A 23,605-nucleotide genomic window follows, 5' to 3' on the forward strand; every position below is an offset into this window, starting at 1 on the left:
CTTGCCCTTCGGTTCCGTGTCTGCCGTGATTACCGTTCAATAATCTCGGGTTGCGCGTTGCGCTGTTCCCATCCTGCGCGTTCCAGTTCCGGTTCGTGCGTGATTTCTTCAGGGTAACCGATACAGAGATAGCCGACCAAAGACCAGCTTTGCGGTGTATCCAGACTGACGGCAAGCGCTTCTGGATCAAAGATCGAAACCCAGCCAAGCCCGATGCCTTCGGCCCGTAAGGTCAGCCAGAATTGCATGATGGCGCTGGTCACGGAATAACGAAGCATCTCTGGCATAGTTTGAATGCCGAGCCCTTTGCCCTGTTCAGTCGTTTCGTCGCAGAAGACAGCCAGTTGCACGGGCGCTTCTTTCAGGCCCGCCAGCTTGAGATTGGCATAAGCTTGCGCAGTGTCGCCCGAATAACCAGCAAGCGCTTTTTTATTCGCGTTTTGAAAATTCTCCAGAGCCGCCTGACGGGCTTCCGGGCTGGATACTCTGATAATGCGCCATGGTTGAGACAGGCCAACGGAAGGGGCAAGCGTGAATGTTTGCAGGCATCGCGTGAGCGTCGCTTCGTCGACGGGCGTGTCCTGAAATCTACGCACATCGCGGCGCCAGCGCAAAAGTTCGGCAAAATCTTTACGAAAAGCGGCAGAAAACTGTCCGATTGCAGCGGTGTTGATCATCTTCGATCCCCTGAGAGTGCTCAGATATGACGTCAGCGTAGCGGGTTGATTTTATGTCCACTTTGAGTGTGCGCAAATCGCAGGATGCACGGGCGGCCTGAATTTATTGCTCACAAATCAAGAGGGAAACAGAAAAGCGCAGATGGGCGAACCACCTGCGCTTTCGAATGAGAGAGGCCTCACTCGGACGGATATCCGGGTGTGCTTACTCTTCCGCAGCGGCTTCTTCAGCCGGAGCAGCAGCAGCTTCAGCGGCCTCGGCAGCTTTTGCAGCTTTCTCTTCAGCGCGGTCCTGAGCTTTTTTGCCCGGAACGGCTTTCTTCGGGTTGCTGCGCTCTTTTTTCTCAAGCACGCCAGCCGCTTCGAGCATACGGGACACACGGTCGGTCGGCTGGGCGCCTTGGCCGAGCCAGTATTGCACGCGCTCCATGTCCATTTTCACGCGCTCTTCGCTGTCTTTCGGCAGGAGCGGGTTGTAGGTGCCGAGCTTCTCGATGAAGCGGCCGTCACGCGGCATGCGCGAATCGGAGGCAACGATGCTGTAGAAGGGGCGCTTTTTGGAGCCGCCGCGGGCGAGACGAATTTTCATAGCCATGATGTGTTTCTCCTAAGTCTGACTATTGAGCCAAGGTCCGGGTAAGGCCTTAGCAATCCTGGTGTTTTTCGTGGTGGTGAATGACTTCCTGAATGATGAATTTCAGGAATTCCTTTGCAAATTCCGGATCGAGATCCGCCGCAACGGCGAGCTCTTCGAGCCGGGCAATCTGTTTTTCTTCGCGCGCCGGGTCCGACGGCGGAAGATCGTGGGCGGCCTTGAGTTTCCCCACGGCCTGCGTGTGTTTGAACCGCTCGCCTAGCGTGTAGACGAGGATCGCGTCCAGCCGGTCGATGCTTTCGCGATGCTCCTTGAGCACCTCTTGCGCGCGGATTTGGGTCTCGTTCATGCGTAGGCCTCCATGCCGCCGTCTTGCAGCGCGTCTGGGGTGGGGTGACGGTAAACGAGGCAGTCTTCGCCATCGGGCGTCTCGGCCATCTCGTCGCATTCGGCGCCCATGCGTTCGGCCAAAGCGACCGAGCGGGTGTTGGCCGCGTCGATGTAGGACACAAGCGTGTCGCGGCCCATCTCGACATAGGCGTGATCGCGGGCGGCTGTGGCGGCCTCAAGCGCGTAGCCTTGGCCCTCGAAGCCTTCGAGCACGAACCAGCCAAGCTCAAGTTCGGGGAAATGCGGCGGTTTGTTCAGCGCGACCTGACCGACGAAAGCACCGTCTTCCAAGCGCTCCACCCCCCAGGCGCCATGACCAAAGAGTTGCCATTGCGCGATGTCCCCACAGAACGCAAACCACGCCTGACGCCGCGTGAGCGGGCCGTGCATGTAGCGCGAGCGGTCAGAGGCGAACATGTCGGCGAAGGCGTTGAAATCCGCCTCGACATGGCCGCGCAACCGCAGGCGCTGGGTTTCTATGGTGGGGGCGAGGGTCATGTTATTTCTTCTTCCCGAAGCCCGACAGCCCCGGCGGAAGCGATGCGCCGCCCAGACCCGGAAGCCCCCCAAGTCCAGCCATGCCTTTCGGCATCGCGCCGCCAAGGGCTTTGGTCGCCTCGGCCATCTTTGCAGGGTCCATGTCCTCGAGGCCCTCAGGACCGCCTTTGCCCAGCATGCCTTTCAAGGCCTGTTTGAACATGCCGCCCTTCATCTTGCTCATCTTTTTCATCGCATCCGACATCTGGCGGTGCATCTTGATGAGCTGATTAAGCTCAGACACCTCAAGACCTGCACCTTTGGCGATGCGTTTCTTGCGCGAGGCTTGCAAAAGCTGCGGGTTGGCGCGCTCTTTCTTGGTCATCGAGTTGATCAGCGCGACCTGACGTTTGAAGATGCTGTCGTCAAAGCCGCTCTCTTTGATCTGCGAGGCGGCTTTTTTCATACCCGGCATCATGCCCATGATCGATTCCATGCCGCCCATTTTCTGCATCTGCTCAAGCTGCATCTTCATGTCGTTCATATTGAAACGACCCTTGGCAAAGCGGCGGGCCATCTTTTCGGCTTGTTCGGCCTCGATGGTTTCCTGCGCTTTCTCGACGAGGGCCACGATGTCGCCCATGCCAAGGATACGGCCCGCGACGCGGTCCGGGTGGAACTCTTCGAGAGCGTCCATCTTTTCGCCGAGACCGACGAATTTGATCGGCTTGCCGGTGACCGCACGCATGGAAAGCGCCGCACCACCGCGACCGTCGCCGTCCATCCGGGTCAGAACGACGCCGGAGATGCCGATGCGACCGTCAAAGTTTTCAGCCGTGTGCACAGCGTCCTGACCGGTTAGGCCGTCCACGACCAACAGAGTTTCACGCGGCGAGGTGATCTGTTTGACCTCCTCGACCTCGGCCATCAACGCATCGTCAATGGACAGACGACCGGCGGTGTCGAGCATGTAGACGTCATACCCGGCCATCGCGGCCTGTTGTTTCGCGCGCTTGGCGATGTCGGCGGGTTTTTGACCCGGCACGATCGGCAATGTATCGACGCCGATCTGTTCGCCCAGCACCTTGAGCTGGTCCATAGCGGCGGGGCGATAAACGTCCAAGGACGCCATCAGTACGCGCTTGCCGTGTTTTTCCTTGAGGCGCTTGGCGAGCTTCGCCGTGGTTGTGGTTTTACCACCACCCTGCAGACCGACCATGAGGATCGGGGCGGGCGGGTTGTCGACCTTGAGCGCGCCGATGTCGGCCTCGTCGCCTTGCAACACATGCACCAGCTCGTCGTGCACGATCTTGACGACCTGCTGACCCGGCGTGACGGATTTGGTCACGGCTTGGCCGGTGGCTTTTTCGGTTACCGCCTTGACGAAATCGCGGGCAACCGGCAGCGAGACGTCGGCCTCAAGAAGCGCGACGCGCACTTCGCGCAGCGCGGTTTTCACATCGTCTTCGGACAGGGCACCTTGTTTGGTGAGCTTGTCGAAGACGCCTGAGAGGCGGTCGGACAGATTTTCAAACATGGGCCGTTCTCCTTAAAGGGGCCGTTGACGATATGCTCCATCTGGGGACGAAGCGGCGAATTTTACACCCCGAGCACCGCCAGCAAACACTGACAACGCGGCAAATGCACATTTGCCCCCGTGGGCGTATAACGCTGACGGGGGGCGATCCTGGCCTATGGCCTGAGGACCGGAAGATGCACACTTCCGGGAAATTTGATCCGGTCTCTACGCGCGTGCGTATGAGGAGTCAAGACAAAGCGCATGGGGCTGACTGGATTGCGTGGCCTGTTGCGCTACACTCCTTATGAGCCCGTTTATGCACCCGGTGGGAGGGACAGATGCAAGACCTACAGCCTGCGATTTCTGGACAGGACGGCCTGACCTGCGGTGTGCTCTACGTGGCGGGCGGCGAGGACTATGTCGATCTGGCGATCCAATCGGCGCGCTCTTTGCGCGACCATGAACCCGGAATTGCCATCGATCTGGTGACGGACCTGCCGGAAAACCTGCCCTCCGGGCTGTTTGATCGGGTCACGGCCAGCTACGACATGCATCCGCGCGAAAAGCTCCGCGCCATGCCTGCGAGCCGGTTCGAGCGCACGCTTTATGTCGACAGTGATACCCTCTTTGTGGCCCCTCTGGGCGATCTCTTCGGGATTCTCGACCGCTTTGAATGTGCGCTATGTCATGACGTGCGCCGCGATTGGTCGCTCATTCGACAGGGGCGGGATCACACCACGCCTTACGCCTTTCCTCAGCACAATTCCGGCGTCTTCCTCTATCGCAACAGCCCCGAGATGTTGGCGTTCCTGACCGACTGGGCCGAGAGATTCTTTGCCGACGATGACATCCATCGCGATCAGATCATCCTCAAAGACCTGCTCTGGGAAAGCGATCTGCGCTATTATGTTCTGCCGCCGGAGTTCAATCTGCGCCGGGTGACCATGCTCGATGCTTGGGAGCCTTTGGACGCCGTGCCGACGATCCTGCATTCGCATCGGTTTCAGGATCACATGCGTGGACAGGGCGATGAGGCGCGCGGAGATCGGATCGCCACCTTGGAAGCGCTTCTCAAGGTTGAGCGCGACGCATTGGCCGAAGAATGGGCCAAAGACGCGGATTTGCCGGAGTCTGCGCGGGTCTGGGCCGAATTAAGAAACCGCTCCGCTGCAAAATAGCTTGTAATTCCGAACAGGTCTCACGATGATCGGCGCAATCCGTTCCCCTCTGCACATGAGGCCGCTATGTCCGTCGAAAACTGGGATGAGTTCCGCACCGCGTTTCAGGTCGCAAAAATGGGCACCGTCTCCGGCGCCGCGCAGGCGCTTGGCGTGCACCACGCCACCGTGATCCGCCACATTGATGCGCTTGAGGGCCGTCTGGGCGTCAAGCTGTTCCAGCGCCACGCCCGCGGCTACACGCCGACCGAGGCGGGGATCGACCTTTTGAAAGTGGCGCAGACCACCGACGATCAATTCTCTCAACTCGTCTCCCGGATCAAAGGCCGGGGCGAAGAGGTGGTCGGCGAGTTGGTCGTCACCTCCCTGCCGGGGATGGGGCCGCTCTTGGCGCCCATTCTGGCCGAGTTCCAGCGCGATCACCCCGGTCTGACCGTGCGCTATCTGGCGGGTGAGCGCGTGTTTCGTCTTGAGTATGGCGAGGCGCATATCGCGATCCGGGGCGGCAAGCCGCCGCAGGAACCCGACAATGTGGTACAGCCGTTTTACCGCCAGGGCTTCGGTCTTTACGCCCATCAAAGCTATATCGACGCTTTCGGTGCGCCGCAGGGCGAGGGCGAAGAGCTCGCGCATGAGCTGCGGTTCGTGTCGCTTGATGACGTCAATTCCCGCGCGCCCTTCATGGTCTGGATGAACGATCACGTGCCGTCTGACCGGATCGTGTTCCGCACCTCCGATTTGACGGCCATGTCCGATGCGATCCTTGCGGGGGCGGGGGCTGGCTTCCTGCCGACCTGGATGGCGCATGACAATCCCGATCTGGTGCAGATCATGCCGCCGCAACCCGAATGGGAAAGCCAGAACTGGCTGGTGACCCACGTCGATTTGCACCGCACGCCCAAGGTTCAGTCCTTTTTGACGTTCCTGAAAGCGCGCGCCAAGGAATGGCCCTATTCCTGATCTGTGACGGATTATGCGGGCGTGCTGTGCGCAAGCGGCTCATGGACCTTGTCCGGCGCTGTCGCTAAAACACGTGCGATCAATTGAATTTATCAGAGGACGCATCGCCCTTGCCTCATTCTGCCGCCGCCAAGGATCGCCGCAACGGGCATCTGGCGATGCTCACCTTTTCCTGTCTCGTCGCCGGGTCGTTTTCCTTGGGCGCCATGGTCGCCAATGAGATCACGCCTCTGGCGCTCAACGGGGTGCGCTTTGTCGCGGCGGCCATCGTGATCGGCCTTCTGGCCATGGTGACGGGCGGCATACCGCGCGAGGCCACGCGTCAGCCGTGGCGCTATTTCATCTTGGGCGGCATCTTCGCGCTCTACTTTGTGATGATGTTCTTCGGCCTGAAAACCGCCGAGCCCGTCTCCGCCGCCGCAGTCTTTACCCTCACCCCGCTGCTCGCGGCGGGCTTTGGTTATCTGATCATGCGTCAGATAACCACGCGCCGCATCGCCCTCGCTCTGGCCATCGGCGGCGTGGGCGCGCTTTGGGTGATTTTCCGTGCCGACATTCAGGCAGCACTCGCCTTTCACGTCGGGCGCGGCGAGGCGATCTATTTCCTCGGTGTTGTGGCGCATGCGCTCTACACGCCTTTGGTGCCGCGGTTCCATCGTGGCGAACGCACGCTTGTCTTTACGTTCTTCATCCTCGCCTCCGCCTCCATCGCGATCTTCCTCTTTGGCTGGCGTGAGGTGTTGGAGACCGATTGGGCCAATCTGCCTGCCATCGTCTGGTTCACTCTGGGCTATGTCACCATCTTCGCGACCACCATCACCGCCTCTTTGCTGGCCTATGCCTCCGTGCGTTTGGCGGCGGCCAAGGTCATGGCCTACACCTATCTCGTGCCGTCCTGGGTGATCATCTGGGAGATCGCTTTGGGCCACGGCACGCCGCCCGCTCTGGTGTTTGGCGGCATCGGCCTGACGATTCTGGCGCTTTATCTTTTGCTCAAACACGAGGCCTGATGGTCCTCGTCGGGAACAAATTCACATCGCTGTGCGTTGGTCTTTCAAATCGAAAGAGGAGCACAGTTATGAACAATGTTATCTATCTGGTCGGTCTTGTCGTGGTTGTCGGCGCTATCCTGAGCTTTGTCTTCTGAGCGCTGAGCGACATCTGAAATCAAAAACGCGCGGCTCCCTCGTGGCCGTGCGTTTTTTATGCGTCGCCCTCTTGCGACAGCTCGCGTTCAAGAAAACGCTCCAGCCCGTCGAGATCGATCTCGTCGAACTGACCAAAGCCTTGCATCCAAACGGAGGCCGCGCGCATCGCGTCCGGCTCCAGCTTGCACCATTTCACCCGCCCGCGCTTTTCCTGCGCAATGAGCCCTGCGCGGGTCAGAATGGTCAGATGCTTGGACACCGCCGCCAAAGACATCTCGAACGGATCGGCCACATCTGTGACCGCCATGTCATCCTCCAACAGCATCGACAGGATGGCCCGACGGGTCGGGTCTCCAAGGGCTGCAAAGATGAGGTCGAGATTGTGAGTCATGTCTTGCCGATAGGCGTGCTGGCGGGCTTGGTCAACCATTTGGTTGAATAACGAAAACGCGAGCCTTTTGCGCTAACGGCGCTGTTTGCCATGTTCTTGCGTTTCCTTTGTTGAAAAAATACTCAATAAATTCATGATTTTAGCCCCTTTCTCAAAGGGTCAATTCCGCGTTGACTCTAAACCCGCCCCCGCATAGCTTGCCCGCAACTGACCGTAGGGGGCCATTCACATGTCCGAACCGCATGATCCCGAGCGTTTGCGCGCTTTGGAAGAGCGGCTGACGAAGGTGAAAGAGGCGCAAAAGCCTAAAACCTCCCGCGGCGAAGAACACTTTTCTCAGGCGAACATGGCCTGGCGGATGGTGACGGAACTTGTGGCCGGTCTTCTGATCGGCTTCGGTGTGGGATACGGGCTGGATAAGCTTTTGGGCACAATGCCCCTGTTTCTCGTGCTGTTTATCGGATTTGGCCTCGCGGCCGGCGTCAAGACGATGATGCGCACCGCGCGGGACATTGAAAAACAACAGGTCGCTGAACAAAACGCGGCCAGAGATGACAACGCGGAGACGTCCGCAGGTACTGAGAGGGACAAACATGGCGACTGAGGCTCACGGTTCGGAAAGCAGCCTGGTGTTTCACCCGATGGACCAGTTCAAGGTCACGCCGCTCTTTGGCGACGGGGCAGTGCATTGGTACACCATCACCAACGTGACGCTCTGGATGGCGATCTCCGTCATCGGCGTTATCCTTCTGCTGGTCGTTGGCTCCCGTGGCCGCGCCATCGTGCCGTCGAAAGGCCAGTCCATCGCGGAACTGACCTACGGCTTCGTCTACAAGATGATTGAGGATGTGACCGGCAAAGATGCCGTGAAATACTTCCCCTATGTGATGACGCTGTTCATCTTCATCGTCTTCTCGAACATGCTGGGCCTTCTGCCGCTGTCGTTCACCACAACGTCCCACATCGCTGTCACCGGCGTGCTGGCGCTCCTGGTGTTCTTCTTCGTGACCATCCTTGGTTTTGCGAAAAACGGCTCCAAATTCCTCGCTCTCTTCTGGATCAGCTCCGCGCCCCTCGCCGTGCGCCCGCTTCTCGCGGTGATCGAGCTGATCTCCTACTTCGTGCGTCCCGTCAGCCACTCTATCCGACTTGCGGGTAACATGATGGCCGGTCACGCCGTGATCAAAGTTTTCGCCGGTTTCGCTGCTATCGCCGCGATCTCCCCGGTCTCCGTTCTGGCGATCTCCGCCATGTACGGTCTCGAAATCCTCGTGGCCTTTATCCAGGCCTACGTTTTCACCATTCTGACCTGTGTCTATCTGAAAGACGCGCTGCACCCGGTCCACTAAGACCGCAAGCACTCAGGTTCGAACTCAATTCCAGCCAATTCCAACGTAAGGAGATACCACAATGGAAGGCAATATCGCAGAACTCGGCAAATACATCGGTGTTGGTCTGACCGCTATCGGCATGGGCGGCGCAGCAATGGGTGTGGGCAACGTAGCAGGTAACTACCTCTCCGGCGCTCTTCGCAACCCGTCCGCCGCAGCTTCGCAAACCGCGACGCTCTTCATCGGCATGGCCTTCGCAGAAGCTCTGGGGATCTTTTCGTTCCTCGTCGCTCTGCTCCTGATGTTCGCCGTCTGATCCGACGCACCATCCTTACGGCAGGGTGGGACTTTGTTTAGTCCCACCCTCGCGTAGTAAAAAGGGGTCTCTCCCGGCATCGGGAGACACAGGTCAGAGCCAGGAGGACAAGATGGCAACCGAAACACACGGTGCAGAAGCCGCACACGGCGCCGCAGAAGCGGGCATGCCGCAGCTCGACTTCTCCACTTTCCCCAACCAGATTTTCTGGCTTCTGGTCACGCTCGTCGTGATCTACTTCGTGCTGTCCAAGATCGCACTGCCGCGCATCTCCACGGTGCTCGCCGAGCGCTCCGGCACGATCATGAATGATATTTCCGCCGCCGAAGAGCTCAAGCTCAAAGCGAAAGAAGCGGAAGCGGCGTATAATGCTGCTCTGGCTGAGGCGAAAGCCCAGGCCCAGCAGATCGCCAATGAAACCCGTGCGGCCATTCAGGCCGATCTCGACGCCGCGACCGCCAAGGCCGATGCTGAGATCTCCGCGAAAGCCGCCGAATCTGAAAAAGCCATCGCTGAGATCCGCGACGGGGCTTTGGAAAGCGTCAAGGACGTGGCCAAAGACACCGCCAAGGAACTTGTCGCCGCCATGGGCTCCTCCGCCGATGCGCGTTCGATCACGGCTGCTGTCACCGCACGGATGAAAGGCTAAGGACATGAAAAAACTTTCTCTCCTCATCGCCCTCACCGCGGCCAGCCCGGCCTTCGCCGCAACCGGTCCGTTCTTCTCGCTGAAGAACACCAACTTCGTTGTGCTTCTGGGCTTCCTGGTCTTCATCGGCATTCTTCTCTGGAAGAAAGTTCCGTCGATGATCGGTGGCATGCTCGATCAACGCGCCGCAGGCATCAAATCCGAACTGGACGAAGCCCGCGCTCTGCGTGAAGAAGCTCAGTCGATCCTCGCCTCTTACGAGCGCAAACAGCGCGAAGTTCAAGAACAGGCCGACGCCATCGTCGCTCAAGCGAAAAAAGACGCGGAAGCTGCTGCGGTGAAAGCGAAAGAGGATCTGAAATCCTCCATCGCCCGCCGTCTCGCCGCCGCCGAAGAGCAAATCGGTGCCGCCGAAGCTGCTGCCATCCGCGAAGTGCGCAACACCGCGATCACGGTCGCCGTGGCTGCTGCAACCGACGTGATTGCGAAAAACATGAGTGCTGCGGACGCCAACGCCCTGATCGATACTTCGATCGCCGAAGTTGGTGACAAGCTGCACTAAGTCCTCGTTTGATCTCCTGACCGGATCAGACAGACCCTGATAGAAAGCCCCGCCACATCGGCGGGGCTTTTTGAGTATTTGGCCTGCAACGAAGAGGGTTAGCCACGCGCCTGTTCGTGTTCGAACCTGAGTTTTGCCACCTCTTCATTGCGCTCGCACCTCTGCTGATCCAAAAGCGCCTCTTCAACATAGTCGAGATGCCGGGTCACGGCGGCACGGGCGGCCTCCGGATCGCGCGCTTGGAGCGCGTCGTGGATGGCGCGGTGTTGCTCTAAAAGTTGTGCGCGATTGGTGCGTTGTTTGAACATCACCGAGCGGTTGTAGAACACGCCCTCGCGCAGCAGATCGAACATAGAGCGCATCATGTGCAGCATGATGACGTTATGCGAGGCCTCAATAATCGACAGATGAAACTCGGCGTCGAGCCGGGCTTCCTCGGTCGGATTGCGCTTCGGATGTGCCGCTTCCATCTTTTCAAAGATCGTGGCGATGACTTTCAGGTCGGTGTCAGAGGCCATCTTGGCCGCGCGCTCGGCGGCCAGCCCCTCCATATCGCGACGAAAGGCGATGTAGTCGAACACCGCCTCGTCATGGCTGCCGAAGAGTTTGACCAACGCGGGCGAGAAGGCTGAGCCCAAGACATCAGCCACGAAGATGCCTGCATTGGCGCGGGTCTCCAACAGGCCCTTATCGGTGAGTTCCGCCACTGCTTCGCGCACCGAAGGCCGCGACACGCCCAGCCGCTCCGCCAGATCGCGTTCAGAGGGCAGGCGTTCGCCAGGCCGCAAAATCCCGCGCAGGATCAAAAGCTCGACCTGACGCGCCACGGAGGCGCTGAGTTTCTCGGGGGTGACTTTTTGAAAAGGCATGGGGCTCTCGTGCTGTGACTGGTCAGATTATATGACCAGCCTAAGTCGTGAGCCATAAAAAAGGCCGGGACATGCCCGGCCTTTCGAAACTTATATCAGAGCGATCAGGCCGCGTTCGGCGTGATGATGATCTCGACGCGACGGTTCTGCGCCTTGCCCTCGGGCGTAAGGTTGGTGGCGATCGGTTGATCTTCGCCACGCCCATAGGCGCGGACGCGGCCCGGAGCGACGCCATTGGCGGTCAGAATGGTCGACACGGCGGAGGCGCGGCGGGTCGACAGCTCTTGGTTATAGCCCGCAGATCCGGTGCTGTCGGTGTGACCGATGATTTGAATCGTGGTGTTCGGATAGTCCTGCAGGTTGTAGGCCAGCTTGCGCAGGTCGGTTTGCAGCGAGGGCACGACCACGGCGCTGTCGGTGGCGAACAGGATGTCCTGTGGCATGGTCACGATCAGCTGCGAGCCGGTGTTGACGATTTTCACGTCGTCATTGCCAAGATCCTCACGCAGATCGGCGGCCTGTTTGTCCAATTGCTGACCAATAGCGCCGCCGACGGCCCCACCGATCATGGCGCCCACGGCCACTTTGGCAAGTTTGTCATTGCTGCCCGAAGTGGCGGCAGCGGTGATGCCGCCGAGGGCGGCACCGAGGGCAACGCCCTGCGTGGCTTTGGTGTTGGGGTCGTAGCTGTCCATACAGGCGGTCAGGCCGAAAGCGGACACCAGCGGAATAGCGATATAAAACGGGGATTTCATTTGGATCCTCCTTGAGAAACTGCTCTTGACGCTGGTTTTACCTGTGTCTCGCGGCTCTGGCACGGTGGATTTATCGCGATCACGAAAATGTGGCGGGTTTTCGCTCAGAGGTGAGGGCGTCGGCTTTGAGGCTTTCATAGGCCAAAAGCGCGCGCTTGACTGGCAAACCCCAATGATAGCCACCCAAGGCCCCGGTTTTGCGCAACACCCGGTGGCAAGGGATGAGCCAGCTCACCGGATTATGACCAACGGCCGTGCCGACCGCGCGCACCGCCTTGGGGTTTCCGATGGCCCGCGCGATGTCGGAATAGGTGGTGACCTGACCGGAAGGGATCGACAGAAGGGCTTCCCAGACCTTGATCTGAAACGGGCCGCCGATGAGATGCAGTTTGGTTTCGCCGCCGCCAAGAGCGGCTTCGATAAAGGGGCGCACGGCGTGGGCGTTGTCTACGAATGTCGCTTTCGGCCATCGCGTAGAGAGGTCGGCATAAGCGTCCTGATCGCTGTACTCAGAGGTGAATGCCACGGCACAAAGCCCGCGCGACGTGGCCATGGCGAGGCTGCGCCCGAAAGGCGTGTCGAACCAGCCGTAGGAAATGGTCAGCCCCTCGCCCTTGCGGGCATATTCGCCGGGACTCATCGCCTCCCAACGCACGAAGAGATCGTGCAACCGTCCGGTACTGGACATGCCCGTGGCCTCGGTCGTGTCCAAGAGGCTGTGGTTTTGCGCAATGAGGGCCTTGGCATGACCCAATGTCAGATATTGCTGAAACCGTTTCGGAGAGACACCGGCCCATTGGCTAAAGAGCTTTTGCAGGTGATAGGGCGACATGCCCAGCTCGGCGGCCAGAGTGTCGAGCGACAGGGGCTGTTCGGATTGGTCGATGATGTCGATGGCCCGGCGCACGACGTTGAAGTGATAGCGATCCTCAAGCGGCTCCGGGGCAGCGGCGCTCTCGGTAAGGTTTTTGAGGTCAGCGGACATCGGGCGGGCTCCGGCGAAGGATAAAAGATGGGATCAGAAGAGAGCCTATCTTGTCGCACTGGGCTTGCCGACCCGAAACTTGCGGATTACGCGGCCATACGCCGCGCCGCGATGGCGGAACGCGGTTGCAACACGACCGCCTCGCCGGGGTTAAGTGTCATCCTCGCCCGCTGTGCCCGGATCAAAGTCGGGCCGAGCTTGGCCGTGATTTCCGCCCGTGCCTGTGCGCCCAAAGCGGAGAGGGTCTCTTCGTCCGGAAACAGGCTTTCGGTCCAGACACCTTCGGCCAAAAGCATCTGATGGTCGGCCATGACGAGATGGCAATAGGCATAGTCCGAGGCAGGCGGGGTGTAGTCGACCTCCGCTTCTGTGGCGAGATCGCCAGAGGGCACCAACACCTCACTCTCAAAGAAATGCAATTCGACCTGCGCCGAGCGCAGCAGAATATGGTGACCGGGCGCGAGGATCAGATCGCGCTCTGGCGTGCGTTTTCCGAAGGCGCCCGCATGGATACGCAAGGGCGGCTTTATCGCCTCGTCCGACAGAGCACTGCGCCCAACCCAAAGCAGGGGCTTGTAGCCCTCGTCACGTGTCAGCAAAAGATCGCCCGGACGCAGCCATTCGACGGGTTGCGACCCCTCGCTGGTCTCAACCATCACGCCGGGGCCAAAGCCCGACAGGCCAAAGCCCGACAGGCCATAGCTGAACAGGGGCTGTGCCGCGATGGTTTGATTGGTCTCATCCTCGTCCATGAGCGCCGCGCCTGCATTTATGCCGTAAGCCGCAAAGGGGTCCATTCTGTTGTCCCGCTTGAAAATCTCTGAGCTTAGAATGCCGGGTAGGATTGAATCGAAAATTAACTGCAGTTTGTTTTCCGACACAAAATGATGCGAATTTTCATCTGATTTTCGAAGGATTTTAGGAAAAATCTATCTATCAAAGGAACGGCTTGCCCCGATCCCTGTGACAAGGCATTAGAAGCCCATGACCAAACAGCTCGATTATCATACGATCCATGAGATTTTCACCCGCTTTCAGGCCGCTGAGCCTGAACCCAAGGGCGAGTTGGATCACGTGAACGCCTATACGTTGGTGGTGGCCGTCGCGCTGTCTGCACAAGCCACAGACAAGGGCGTGAACAAGGCGACCGCAGAGCTGTTCAAAATCGCCGACACGCCGCAGAAAATGCTCGATCTGGGCGAAGAGGGCCTGATCGAACACATCAAAACCATCGGGCTGTACCGCAACAAGGCGAAGAATGTCATCAAGTTGAGCCAGATCTTGGTCGATGACTATGACGGCATCGTGCCCTCGTCGCGGGCGGCTTTGGAGAGCCTTCCGGGCGTCGGACGCAAGACCGCCAATGTCGTCTTGAACATGTGGTGGCATGTGCCGACGCAGGCGGTGGACACGCATATTTTCCGTTTCGGCAACCGCTCCGGCGTGGCCGTGGGCAAGGATGTGGTGGCGGTCGAGCGCGCCATCGAAGACCATATTCCCGCCGAATTTCAACAACATGCGCATCACTGGATGATCCTGCACGGACGCTACACCTGTGTTGCGCGCAAACCGAAATGCAGCGCGTGTCTGATCCGCGATTTGTGCATGTTCGAGGAGAAGAACCTTGACTAAAACCTATCAGGTTGTCGGCATCGGCAACGCCATCGTTGATGTGATCACCCAGGCCGATGACAGTTTCCTTGAGCTCATGGGCATCGAGAAAGGCATCATGCAGCTTGTGGAACGTGAGCGGGGCGAATTGCTTTATGGCGCGATGTCCAACCGGGTGCAGACGCCGGGTGGTTCCGTCGCGAACACTCTGGCCGGGCTCGGCACTTTGGGGCTCAAGACCGGCTTTATCGGCCGAGTGCATGACGACGCTCTGGGCCGTTTTTACGCCGCCGAGATGGAGGCCGATGGCACCGCTTTCGTCAACGCGCCGGTGCCGGGCGGGGAGCTTCCGACCTCGCGCTCGATGATTTTCGTCTCGCCTGATGGTGAGCGGTCGATGAACACCTACCTCGGGATTTCGTCGGAAATTTCCGAGGCCGATGTGTCGGAGGCGGTCGCGGGCGACGCGGAGATCATGTTCCTTGAAGGCTATCTCTACGACAAACCCAAAGGCAAACATGCCTTTGATCAAGCCGCAAAACTGACCAAGGCGGCGGGGGGTAAGGTCGGGATTTCCCTGTCCGATCCGTTCTGCGTCGACCGTCATCGCGACGATTTCCGGACCTTTGTAAAGGAGCTGGATTTCGTTATCGGCAACGAGCACGAATGGGAAAGCCTCTACCAGACCGACCTTTCGACGGCACTGGAAACGGCGGCGATGGAATCAGGTCTCGTGGTCTGTACGCGCTCCGGCTCAGATGTGGTTCTGGTGCAGGGCGATGAGGAGGCCGTGGTGCCGGTGAAACGCATCCAGCCTGTGGACACCACTGGCGCGGGCGACCAATTCGCCGCTGGTTTCCTCTATGGCTATGCGACGGGGCAGAGCCTTGCGACCTGTGGCCGTATGGGCTGTGTCGCTGCTGCCGAAGTGATTTCTCACATCGGGCCACGGCCTGAGGCGGATTTGAAAGCCCTGTTCCAGAAAGAAGGCCTGATTTAAGGCTGTTCTGATGCTTTAAATGTGAAAACGGCGCGAGGGTTCTCGCGCCGTTTTTGAGTATTTGGGGCACAAAGGAAACTTAATGCGGAAACTTAATGCGCCTCGGCCCAATTGTCGCCGACGCCCGCGTCCACCTCGATCGGTACATCGAGTTTCACGGCCGGATCTGAGGCGGTTTCCATCACGTCCTTGACCACCTCAATCACCTGATCGCAGGCATCCTCATCAACCTCAAAGATCAATTCGTCGTGCACCTGCAAGAGCATCGTGGCGGGCAGGTCCTTGATCGCGTCTGGCATGCGGACCATGGCGCGGCGGATGATGTCGGCGGCGGAGCCTTGGATGGGCGCGTTGATCGCCTGACGTTTGGCGAAGCCTGCCTGCGGGCCTTTGGCGGCGATTTCCGGCGTGTGGATTTTGCGGCCAAAGAGGGTTTCGACGTATTTATGCGCTTTGGCGAACTCCACAGTGTCGTCCATATAGGCGCGAATGCCGGGGAAACGTTCGAAATAGCGGTCGATGAAGCCCTGCGCCTCTTTGCGCGGAATGCGCAGGTTGCGGGCGAGGCCAAAGCCCGAGATGCCGTAGATCACGCCGAAGTTGATCGCTTTGGCTTGGCGGCGGACCATCGGGTCCATGCCTTCGATGGGGACGTTGAACATTTCGGACGCCGTCATGGCGTGAATGTCCAAGCCGTCGCGGAAGGCCTGTTTCAGGCTGTCTATGTTTGCGACATGGGCGAGGATGCGCAGCTCGATCTGGGAATAGTCGAGGGAAATCAGTTTCTTGCCCGGGGCGGCGATAAAGGCCTCGCGGATGCGGCGACCCTCGTCGGAGCGCACGGGGATGTTTTGCAGGTTCGGGTCTGACGACGCCAAACGGCCAGTGACGGCCCCCGTCTGTACGTAAGAGGTATGCACGCGGCCGGTTTCGGGATGGATAAAGGTCTGAAGCGCGTCGGTGTAGGTGGATTTGAGTTTCGAGAGCTGCCGCCAATCCAACACGCGTCCGGGCAGGTCGTGTTCGGTCGCAAGATCTTCGAGCACATCGGCGGGGGTGGAATATTTGCCGGTCTTGCCCTTTTTGCCGCCCTCAAGGCCCATTTTCTCAAAGAGAATTTCACCAAGCTGCGCCGGGCTACCGACGTTGAAGGTCTCGCCTGCCAACTCGTGAATCTCCGCCTCAAGCCCCGCCATTTTTTGGGCAAAGGCATTGGACATGCGCGAGAGGACATCGCGGTCCACGAGAATACCGGCCATTTCCATCTGTGCCAAAACTGGCGACAAAGGCCGTTCCAAGGTCTCATAGACGGTGGTGACACGTTCGGAATGCAAACGCGGCTTCAACACCTGCCACAAACGCAGCGTGATGTCGGCATCCTCTGCGGCATATTCGACCGCCTTGCCGATCTCCACCTTGTCAAAGGTGATCGCGGATTTGCCCGTGCCCAAAAGGTCCTTCGTCGGGATCGGCGTGTGGTCCAGATAGCGCTCCGAGAGCGCATCCATACCGTGATTGTGGATGCCGGCGTTGAGCGCATAGGACAAGAGCATGGTGTCGTCATAGGGCACGACGCGGACGCCATGACGGGCAAAAATCTTGGCGTCATACTTCATGTTCTGGCCGATTTTGAGAATGCTGTCGTCCTCAAGCATCGGCTTCAACGCATCCAGAACCATGTTTTTCGACAGCTGCCCATCGACCAAATCGGAGCCGCCGAAGAGATCGTCCTCGCCCAGCGTGTGCCCGACCGGGATGTAACAGGCCTCGCCCGGCTCGACGCAGAGAGAGACGCCGACCAAATCGGCCTGCATCTCGTCGAGGCCGGTGGTTTCGGTGTCGACGGCGACATAGCCGCGGGCATAGATCGCGTCGATCCAACGCTCCAGCGCGCCCATGGTCGACACTTTTTCGTAAGACGAGGTGTCAAAGGGCTTGGCCTCCGGCGTCGCTGGGGCGTCGGGCGATTGGCTGGCGGAGGGGGCAGGGGCCTCGGGGATCGCGGGCGCGTCCACGCCGAAGCGTTCCGAGACGCGTTTGACGATGGTGCGGAATTCCATTTCCGTGAGGAATGACAAGAGCTTATCCTTGTCCGGTTCCTGCACTTCGAGTGTGTCGAGGCTGAAATCCAGCTCCATGTCACAGTCGAGTTTGACCAAATCACGAGACACGCGGATCAGTTCGGCATTGTCGATCAGGGTCTGGCGGCGTTTCGGTTGTTTGATCTCATCGGTGCGGGCGAGCAAGCTTTCGAGATCGCCGAATTCGTTGATCAAAAGCGCTGCCGTCTTGATGCCGATGCCGGGGGCGCCGGGGACGTTGTCGACCGAGTCGCCCGCCAGCGCCTGCACATCGACGACGCGCTCGGGGCCGACGCCGAATTTCTCTTCGACGCCCTCGCGGTCGATGCGCTTGTTCTTCATCGGGTCGAGCATTTCGACGCCACCGCCGACCAGTTGCATCAGGTCCTTGTCCGAGGAAATGATGGTCACACGGCCGCCTGCGTCACGCGCCAGATGAGAAAGCGTGCCGATGATGTCGTCGGCCTCAAATCCGGTGATTTCGATACAGGCGACATTGAAGGCACGGGTGGCTTCGCGAGTGAGTGGGAATTGCGGCACCAGATCTTCGGGCGCGGGCGGGCGGTTGGCCTTGTAGGCCGGATAGAGATCGTTGCGAAAGGTCTTGCCCGAGGCATCGAAAATCACCGCCGCGTGCGTGGGCGCATCGGCGCCGGTGTTGGCCTCGATATAGCGGTAGAGCATGTTGCAAAACCCGCTGACCGCGCCCACGGGCAGACCGTCGGATTTGCGCGTCAGCGGCGGGAGCGCGTGATAGGCGCGGAAAATAAACGCCGATCCGTCGATGAGGTGAAGGTGGCTGCCCTTGCCGAATGTCATGACGCGTCTTTCCCTCTGCTCTTAACCCGTGCTCAAAAGTTGCGTCTTGATAGCACGGAAAGGCGCGCCCCCTGCAAGCAGGTATCGCCTCTGGGAGCGGTTTATTGGAAATGTCGTCTTTGGTGTGAAGTGCTCACAACGTTTATATGTTGCTCTGCGCTTTTTTCCTGCCTTCAGAGAGAAAGAAGAACGCTTTATGCCACGGCGCGGGATTTCGCGCCCTCAAGCATGCCTTTGGCGATAAAGTGCAAGACTGTGCGCCAGGCGTGAGCGTGTTCGACCGTCCAGGCGTCTCCGGTATGCTCGGCAAAAACGTCGATGATCAACTCGCTGATGAGATCGTAAGTGTCTTTCCAACTGCCGTAATTGGCATATTCACGGCCCAGATTGTGCAGCGTGGCAAACAGGGCGCCGGGATGATCGAGCGACAAAAGCGACAGCTCGATGATGCTTTCAAGTGTACGACCGCGATCATTCAGAGAGGTGTGATACTGTCCGTCGAACTCAGGCGCCATTGCAGCAAAGCGTTTGTACACTTCTTGCAAGGCATCGACACGCACAGGTGCGAGATGCCGAAAGTTATTCCGAACCAAAGTGATTTGTTGGATCGTCAGCTTCATTCCGACCTCTCAAATGTTACTGGCAGAGAGGTTAGGCGCAATAGTTTAACAAAGGGAAAACGCCTCTGGCATTTTCTCCATGTATCAGCAGCTTACCAAAAGCTTTAGGCGTCTTTCAGTTTGGCGCTTTCATGGATGAATTTCTTGTCGCAATAGCCGCATTCCACATAGCCCGTGTCATGTGGGATCACCAACCAGACACGCGGATGTCCAAGTGCACCTTCGCCGCCATCACAGGCCACTTTCCATGTGGAGACCACTTCGGTTTCCGGCGCTTGAATCGTCATCGTCCTGTCCTTTTCGCTATCGCATCGGCTCTGTCGCCCGCCGCCTCTAGGGGCCTGTGCGGGTCTGTGCAAGGGGCTTGGCGGTGGACGCGGTTGCCGCAGTCTCGTAGACCGCCTAAGTCAGGGCTGCATGATAGCGATCCGGGCGGCACGGACAAGGGGCAACCGTACCCCGATCTGCGGCGCAGGCAAAAGGAACAAAAGGAGCGAGACCCATGAGCAACACGCGCAACATGAGCTACGCACTCGAAATTGAAGCCCTGCGCAAGACCTATGGCGGCGGGGCAGGGCAGCCTGCGAAAGAGGCCTTGAAAGGCGTCGATCTGAAGATACCGACGGGGTCGATCTTTGGCCTGTTGGGCCCCAATGGCGCGGGCAAATCGACGATGATCAACATCCTTGCGGGTCTGGTGATCAAGACCTCCGGCAAGGTGAACATCTGGGGCTTCGATCAGGACGTGAACCCGCGCCAGTCGCGGGCCGCGATTGGTGTAATGCCGCAGGAGTTGAACCTCGATCCCTTCTTTACGCCACGCGGCGCTTTGGAGGTGCAGGCCGGGCTGTATGGCGTGCCGAAACGTGACCGGCGCACGGATGAAATCCTTGAACTCATTGGGCTTTCCGATAAGGCCGATGCTTATGCGCGTACGCTTTCTGGCGGCATGCGGCGGCGGCTTTTGCTGGGCAAAGCGCTGGTGCACAACCCGCAAATTCTCGTGCTCGATGAGCCCACCGCAGGGGTCGACATCGAGCTGCGTCAGATGCTTTGGACCAATGTGCGCAAACTCAACGAAGAGCGCGGCATGACGATCATTCTCACCACACATTACCTCGAAGAGGCGCAGGAAATGTGTGATGAGATCGCGATCATCAACCATGGCGAGTTGATCAAACAGGACACGACGAAGAACCTTTTGGGGCTGATGGATGCGAAGACGCTGGTGATCGAACCGGATGGCGCAGCGCCCGACAACATCATGCTGCCCGAAGGCGTCAAAATGGAACGCCGTCGTGACGGGGCTTTCGTGTTCGATTTCTCGCGTGGTCAGGCCTCCGTCGGGGCGATTCTTGATGCGGTAAAGGCCGCAGGGATCACCATCGGTGACGTGCGCACGATGGAGCCGGATCTTGAAGACGTTTTTGTCGAACTGACCTCCGGCAAATAACGCCTGTCTTTTTCTTGGTCAAAATAATCAATAAAAACCCCGCCTCAGGCGGGGTTTTGTCATTTAAAAACTCAAATCCTTATTTGCAGGTCAGAGGCCCCACGGGCTCGCCGCCCAAAAGATGCACATGGAAATGCGGCACTTCCTGATGCGAATGCTCGCCGGAGTTGGTGATCAGACGAAACCCCTGACCGCCCGCAGACTCGGCCACGCCGATCTGTTCGGCGACCTTCGCGACAGAGCGGAAAAAGTCGAGCTGTTCCGCGTCAGAGGCCGCCTGCACAAAATGGTCGTAACAACGATAGGGCCCTTTCGGGATCACCAGAATATGCGCTTTCTTCTGCGGCGTGATGTCGGGGAAGGCCAGCGTGTGTTCGCTCTCGAACACCGGAGACGAGGGGATCTCCCCGCGCAGGATTTTGGCAAAGATGTTCTGGTCATCATAGGCATAGGGCATGGGGGGCTCGCTTAGTCGGAAAACAGGTAATGCATCGAGGCGATCTCGCGCGCTTTATCTTCGGAGATGCCGAGGAAGCGCGCAAGGGGGCGCGCGTTTTCCTCTGGTGTGTTGAATTGTGAAATGCGCGCGTAGTTCTCAAAATCCGCGTCGCGGATTTGATCACTTTCATGCGTCATGTCGGAACGGATCGTCGGCAAAAGCCGCGCCAGAGCGTCGTCCGGCGTGTGATCGCCCGCAAGGCCTGTGCGCTTTGCATGGCCGATCAGATAATCGTCGGTGAACTCGCACTCGATCTCCAAAAGCCGCGTGCCAGAACGGTCGGCATAAAAGTCGCGGATCAGCTCGATCCCCTCGGGGTCGAGGCAGACGATCATCCGGTCCGTGTTGAAATAATCGAACAGCATCCGCACCCAGGCCCGCCGGTGCCGCGTGCGTTTCTCAAGGCTTTTCTCGATCCCGCCCAAATCGGGCAGGTAGGTGTGTTCTTCGTTGAAGAGGTATTCGAGACAGGGGACGTCCGTGTGATTTTTGATCTCCGCCACAAGCCGTTTGGCGACGTGCCATTTCTTGCAGACGATCATCAAAAGCTCGCGGTCGCGGCCCAGAGAGCTTTCGGTCTCCCAGAATCTCTGCGCAAACCGTCGCCCGTTTCGCCCGCGTCCCGAGAGGAACTGAAACAGAGACCGGCCTTCGTTGGAGATTTGGAAATTCACGCCAGAGGCGGCGAAAAGATCGCCGAGACGTTTTTTCAACTCCTTGGCGTCGGGGGAAATTTTCCGGGCAAAGAGGTAGTCCTGCGAGATCAGCAAATCGTAGTGGTCGTTGTAGAACACCACCGGCATGCCGTAGTCGGTGAACATCAAAAACGTCTGGGTCCGGGTGCGGATTTCTTTTTCGGGCACCACATGGCGCACGAGGGTCTGGAAAAACGTCTCGTCGGGAATCCAGCTGGTGCGGAAAAACTTCATCACGTCTTTGCGTTGACGCGTAAACTCGAGAATCCACTCGATGGTGCGTCGCCGCAGACACCACCATTGCGAGCCGATCATGATCTGAAGATCCTCGGGAATTTCGCGTTTGAGTCCAAGGCGCTGTTGCATCTTCAGGCTTTCGTAGAACAGCCATTTGTGCGTCCGCTCGTTGAACCAATGGCGATAGATCAGCCGCTCTTCCTTGATCCCGGTCTTGATCCAGTCGCTTTCGAAAAAGTCGAAACTTTCGATAAAATCGACATCCTCGCGGTCGAGGTAGTCATGCATATATTCGGCGGTCTTGATCGACATGCAGTCGCCGGAGAGCATGTAGAAATGCGTGGCGCGCGGGAAGTCGCGTTCGGCCGCCTCAATGGCATAAAGCGTCGCCTCGACAAGGCTCCACGCTCCCCAACCGCATTTGATCCGTTTGGTCGCGAAGGTCACATTCGGGTTGTTGTCGAGACCCTTCTTGATGGTCTCGAACATCTCTTTGCCGCCGCGCGCATCGAAATGGATCGAGATATAATCCCCGGCCCGCGTCAGCCGACGTGCCTGGTCGATGATGGCCTCTGGGTCTTTATGGCACAGCAAGATGAAGGCAATTCGTGCCATATTGGAAACCGTAACCTCATTTCTGACGCATTGTTTACATACAAGCGTAACCAATCATTGAATAATCAAGGCTAATTTGCTTTTAAAGCGAAAAGGGTCACGGTGAGTGTGACAAAGAGGAGTTGTGGTAAATATGGGCTTTCCCGGAACCTGGATGACCGAGAGCGAAAGTGTGGTCTATCGCGTCGTCCCCAAATGTGCCTGCTCGACCATCGGGCAGATCATGTTCTATTCCGATCATGGCGAATTCTTCGATGGCGATATCCACGACAGCAAGGATCGCATGCACAAATGGGCGCAAGACGAGAGCCAGCCGCTGATCGAAGCCAATGTGCAGGCCCACAAAAGCTACGCCTTCACCTGCGTGCGCAACCCCTACACCCGCGTTTTGTCGAGCTTTTTCGACAAGATTTGCGGTATCCAGCGCAACGGAAAACGCTATCGCGGCAATCTCGTGCCGCAGCTCATTCAGAAATACGGCATTGAGGTCGGCGGCCCGGATGGCAAGGACGACTTCGACCAGATCGCCTCCTTCCGGCGGTTTTTGTTGTTCGTGCGCGACACCATTCGCTGGCGCCGCCCGATGGAGCCGGACATTCACTGGTCCGCGATGTCCGGCCATGTCTCGACCTTCATCGTGAATGGCGGGACCTATGACAAGATTTTCTTCACCGAGAAGTTCAACGAAGGCATGCAGGATGTGCTCGATCACATCGAGACGCCCCATGCCGTTGATCTGACGCAAATCCCGCGGTTCAACGAATCCGAAGGCCACGGCCCAAAGCGTCTGCATCCGGTTGAGGATTATTTCGATGACCTCTCGATGCATCTGATGTGGGAGATCTACAAAAAAGATTTCCAGCTGTTCAAATATGACTTTGAGAATCCGGGCAATAAAATGCCTCTGGGTGAGGTCGATCTGGCCGAGGTGCACGCCAAACTCGGGGACTGATTTCCCCTCATTGTCGATAATAAAAAAATGCCGCAGGAGTTTCCTCCTGCGGCATTTTTCCGTTCGCCCTAAGCGCTTGTCTCAAAGCGAACTGGACCACCCTTTAAAGCGTGTCTCAAAAATCGAGGGGACTGTTTTTGAGAGACGAAGCACATTTCTGTGCGGGGGACGCTTTATTGGATGTTGTTCACGTTGGTGTTGGCGACAGCCGCACCGTTTGC

The 23,605-nt window shown here is 58.5% G+C and carries 27 protein-coding genes; 12 read left to right on the forward strand and 15 right to left on the reverse strand.

The window, feature by feature from the left end:
- Window positions 1–29 precede the first annotated feature (29 nt).
- From bluB to ffh, 5 genes are all read right to left on the reverse strand, one after another.
- Complete coding sequence (bluB, locus tag ACN0X0_RS14905) at window positions 30–677, reverse strand: 5,6-dimethylbenzimidazole synthase (protein ID WP_417262961.1); 648 nt, start codon at window positions 675–677, stop codon at window positions 30–32.
- Between the two features lie 205 nt (window positions 678–882).
- Complete coding sequence (gene rpsP / locus ACN0X0_RS14910; RefSeq protein WP_417262962.1) at window positions 883–1,272, reverse strand: 30S ribosomal protein S16; 390 nt, start codon at window positions 1,270–1,272, stop codon at window positions 883–885.
- 49 nt (window positions 1,273–1,321) lie between these two features.
- The gene (locus ACN0X0_RS14915; protein ID WP_219785892.1) at window positions 1,322–1,621 is read right to left on the reverse strand and encodes a chorismate mutase; all 300 of its coding nucleotides are present in this window, start codon (window positions 1,619–1,621) and stop codon (window positions 1,322–1,324) included.
- The gene (locus ACN0X0_RS14920; protein ID WP_417262964.1) at window positions 1,618–2,160 is read right to left on the reverse strand and encodes a GNAT family N-acetyltransferase; all 543 of its coding nucleotides are present in this window, start codon (window positions 2,158–2,160) and stop codon (window positions 1,618–1,620) included. Before ACN0X0_RS14920 ends, ACN0X0_RS14915 begins: the two co-directional genes overlap by 4 nt.
- Before the next feature lies 1 nt (window position 2,161).
- On the reverse strand, window positions 2,162–3,676 hold the full coding sequence (ffh, locus tag ACN0X0_RS14925; protein ID WP_417279791.1) for a signal recognition particle protein: 1,515 nt from the start codon (window positions 3,674–3,676) through the stop codon (window positions 2,162–2,164).
- 320 nt (window positions 3,677–3,996) lie between these two features.
- Between ffh and ACN0X0_RS14930 the strand changes: the two genes are divergently transcribed.
- The 3 genes from ACN0X0_RS14930 to ACN0X0_RS14940 all read left to right on the forward strand — a co-directional run bounded on the left by ACN0X0_RS14930 (window position 3,997) and on the right by ACN0X0_RS14940 (window position 6,806).
- Entirely contained in the window at window positions 3,997–4,836 is an 840-nt protein-coding gene (locus ACN0X0_RS14930) for a hypothetical protein (RefSeq protein ID WP_417279792.1), read from the forward strand.
- 66 nt (window positions 4,837–4,902) lie between these two features.
- The gene (locus ACN0X0_RS14935) at window positions 4,903–5,796 is read left to right on the forward strand and encodes a LysR family transcriptional regulator (RefSeq protein WP_417262967.1); all 894 of its coding nucleotides are present in this window, start codon (window positions 4,903–4,905) and stop codon (window positions 5,794–5,796) included.
- Between the two features lie 110 nt (window positions 5,797–5,906).
- On the forward strand, window positions 5,907–6,806 hold the full coding sequence (locus tag ACN0X0_RS14940) for a DMT family transporter (protein ID WP_417279793.1): 900 nt from the start codon (window positions 5,907–5,909) through the stop codon (window positions 6,804–6,806).
- Window positions 6,807–6,999: 193 nt separating this feature from the next.
- Here the strand turns inward: ACN0X0_RS14940 and ACN0X0_RS14945 are convergent, their stop codons facing one another.
- Window positions 7,000–7,335, reverse strand: coding sequence for an ArsR/SmtB family transcription factor (locus ACN0X0_RS14945; RefSeq protein ID WP_417279794.1), 336 nt, complete (start codon window positions 7,333–7,335; stop codon window positions 7,000–7,002).
- Between the two features lie 229 nt (window positions 7,336–7,564).
- Between ACN0X0_RS14945 and ACN0X0_RS14950 the strand changes: the two genes are divergently transcribed.
- From ACN0X0_RS14950 to ACN0X0_RS14970, 5 genes are all read left to right on the forward strand, one after another.
- Window positions 7,565–7,939 (forward strand): AtpZ/AtpI family protein, encoded by a 375-nt coding sequence (locus ACN0X0_RS14950; RefSeq protein WP_417279795.1) that lies wholly within the window; start codon window positions 7,565–7,567, stop codon window positions 7,937–7,939.
- Window positions 7,929–8,684, forward strand: coding sequence for a F0F1 ATP synthase subunit A (locus ACN0X0_RS14955; RefSeq protein ID WP_417279796.1), 756 nt, complete (start codon window positions 7,929–7,931; stop codon window positions 8,682–8,684). Before ACN0X0_RS14950 ends, ACN0X0_RS14955 begins: the two co-directional genes overlap by 11 nt.
- A 61-nt stretch (window positions 8,685–8,745) precedes the next feature.
- Window positions 8,746–8,982 carry a F0F1 ATP synthase subunit C gene (locus ACN0X0_RS14960; protein ID WP_066608699.1) on the forward strand — a complete coding sequence of 79 codons (237 nt, stop codon included), beginning with the start codon at window positions 8,746–8,748 and terminating at the stop codon, window positions 8,980–8,982.
- 112 nt (window positions 8,983–9,094) lie between these two features.
- Window positions 9,095–9,631, forward strand: a complete 537-nt coding sequence (locus tag ACN0X0_RS14965) for a F0F1 ATP synthase subunit B' (RefSeq protein ID WP_226554266.1) — start codon at window positions 9,095–9,097, stop codon at window positions 9,629–9,631.
- Between the two features lie 4 nt (window positions 9,632–9,635).
- The gene (locus ACN0X0_RS14970) at window positions 9,636–10,193 is read left to right on the forward strand and encodes a F0F1 ATP synthase subunit B (RefSeq protein WP_417279797.1); all 558 of its coding nucleotides are present in this window, start codon (window positions 9,636–9,638) and stop codon (window positions 10,191–10,193) included.
- 98 nt (window positions 10,194–10,291) lie between these two features.
- Here the strand turns inward: ACN0X0_RS14970 and ACN0X0_RS14975 are convergent, their stop codons facing one another.
- The 4 genes from ACN0X0_RS14975 to ACN0X0_RS14990 all read right to left on the reverse strand — a co-directional run bounded on the left by ACN0X0_RS14975 (window position 10,292) and on the right by ACN0X0_RS14990 (window position 13,599).
- A complete protein-coding gene (locus tag ACN0X0_RS14975; protein WP_417279798.1) occupies window positions 10,292–11,062 on the reverse strand; it encodes a FadR/GntR family transcriptional regulator in 771 nt (256 codons plus the stop codon).
- Between the two features lie 104 nt (window positions 11,063–11,166).
- Complete coding sequence (locus ACN0X0_RS14980) at window positions 11,167–11,817, reverse strand: OmpA family protein (RefSeq protein ID WP_417264510.1); 651 nt, start codon at window positions 11,815–11,817, stop codon at window positions 11,167–11,169.
- Between the two features lie 79 nt (window positions 11,818–11,896).
- Window positions 11,897–12,802 carry a methylated-DNA--[protein]-cysteine S-methyltransferase gene (locus ACN0X0_RS14985; protein ID WP_417279799.1) on the reverse strand — a complete coding sequence of 302 codons (906 nt, stop codon included), beginning with the start codon at window positions 12,800–12,802 and terminating at the stop codon, window positions 11,897–11,899.
- Window positions 12,803–12,888: 86 nt separating this feature from the next.
- Window positions 12,889–13,599 carry a Hint domain-containing protein gene (locus ACN0X0_RS14990; RefSeq protein WP_417279800.1) on the reverse strand — a complete coding sequence of 237 codons (711 nt, stop codon included), beginning with the start codon at window positions 13,597–13,599 and terminating at the stop codon, window positions 12,889–12,891.
- Between the two features lie 187 nt (window positions 13,600–13,786).
- Here ACN0X0_RS14990 and nth point away from each other — a divergent pair, with 187 nt between their 5' ends.
- Together nth and ACN0X0_RS15000 are read left to right on the forward strand one after the other, a co-directional pair.
- A complete protein-coding gene (gene nth / locus ACN0X0_RS14995) occupies window positions 13,787–14,434 on the forward strand; it encodes an endonuclease III (protein ID WP_219785910.1) in 648 nt (215 codons plus the stop codon).
- The gene (locus ACN0X0_RS15000; protein ID WP_417279801.1) at window positions 14,427–15,413 is read left to right on the forward strand and encodes an adenosine kinase; all 987 of its coding nucleotides are present in this window, start codon (window positions 14,427–14,429) and stop codon (window positions 15,411–15,413) included. Before nth ends, ACN0X0_RS15000 begins: the two co-directional genes overlap by 8 nt.
- A 92-nt stretch (window positions 15,414–15,505) precedes the next feature.
- On the opposite strand, the gene polA is transcribed toward ACN0X0_RS15000, so the two are convergent.
- From polA to ACN0X0_RS15015, 3 genes are all read right to left on the reverse strand, one after another.
- The gene (polA, locus tag ACN0X0_RS15005) at window positions 15,506–18,313 is read right to left on the reverse strand and encodes a DNA polymerase I (RefSeq protein ID WP_417279802.1); all 2,808 of its coding nucleotides are present in this window, start codon (window positions 18,311–18,313) and stop codon (window positions 15,506–15,508) included.
- Window positions 18,314–18,507: 194 nt separating this feature from the next.
- On the reverse strand, window positions 18,508–18,933 hold the full coding sequence (locus ACN0X0_RS15010; protein WP_226554258.1) for a globin domain-containing protein: 426 nt from the start codon (window positions 18,931–18,933) through the stop codon (window positions 18,508–18,510).
- A gap of 104 nt (window positions 18,934–19,037) precedes the next feature.
- Window positions 19,038–19,220, reverse strand: coding sequence for a zinc-finger domain-containing protein (locus ACN0X0_RS15015; protein ID WP_167601541.1), 183 nt, complete (start codon window positions 19,218–19,220; stop codon window positions 19,038–19,040).
- A gap of 215 nt (window positions 19,221–19,435) precedes the next feature.
- On the opposite strand from ACN0X0_RS15015, the gene ACN0X0_RS15020 reads away from it, so the two are divergent.
- Window positions 19,436–20,386 (forward strand): ABC transporter ATP-binding protein, encoded by a 951-nt coding sequence (locus ACN0X0_RS15020; RefSeq protein WP_417279803.1) that lies wholly within the window; start codon window positions 19,436–19,438, stop codon window positions 20,384–20,386.
- Between the two features lie 79 nt (window positions 20,387–20,465).
- Here the strand turns inward: ACN0X0_RS15020 and ACN0X0_RS15025 are convergent, their stop codons facing one another.
- The gene (locus ACN0X0_RS15025) at window positions 20,466–20,843 is read right to left on the reverse strand and encodes an HIT domain-containing protein (protein WP_417264504.1); all 378 of its coding nucleotides are present in this window, start codon (window positions 20,841–20,843) and stop codon (window positions 20,466–20,468) included.
- 11 nt (window positions 20,844–20,854) lie between these two features.
- A complete protein-coding gene (locus ACN0X0_RS15030; RefSeq protein WP_417279804.1) occupies window positions 20,855–22,432 on the reverse strand; it encodes a DUF5928 domain-containing protein in 1,578 nt (525 codons plus the stop codon).
- 133 nt (window positions 22,433–22,565) lie between these two features.
- On the opposite strand from ACN0X0_RS15030, the gene ACN0X0_RS15035 reads away from it, so the two are divergent.
- The gene (locus ACN0X0_RS15035) at window positions 22,566–23,384 is read left to right on the forward strand and encodes a sulfotransferase family protein (RefSeq protein ID WP_417264502.1); all 819 of its coding nucleotides are present in this window, start codon (window positions 22,566–22,568) and stop codon (window positions 23,382–23,384) included.
- The last annotated feature ends 221 nt before the right edge of the window (window positions 23,385–23,605 follow it).

Source organism: Celeribacter sp. (genome assembly GCF_048270365.1).
Classification (GTDB): Bacteria; Pseudomonadota; Alphaproteobacteria; order Rhodobacterales; family Rhodobacteraceae; genus Celeribacter.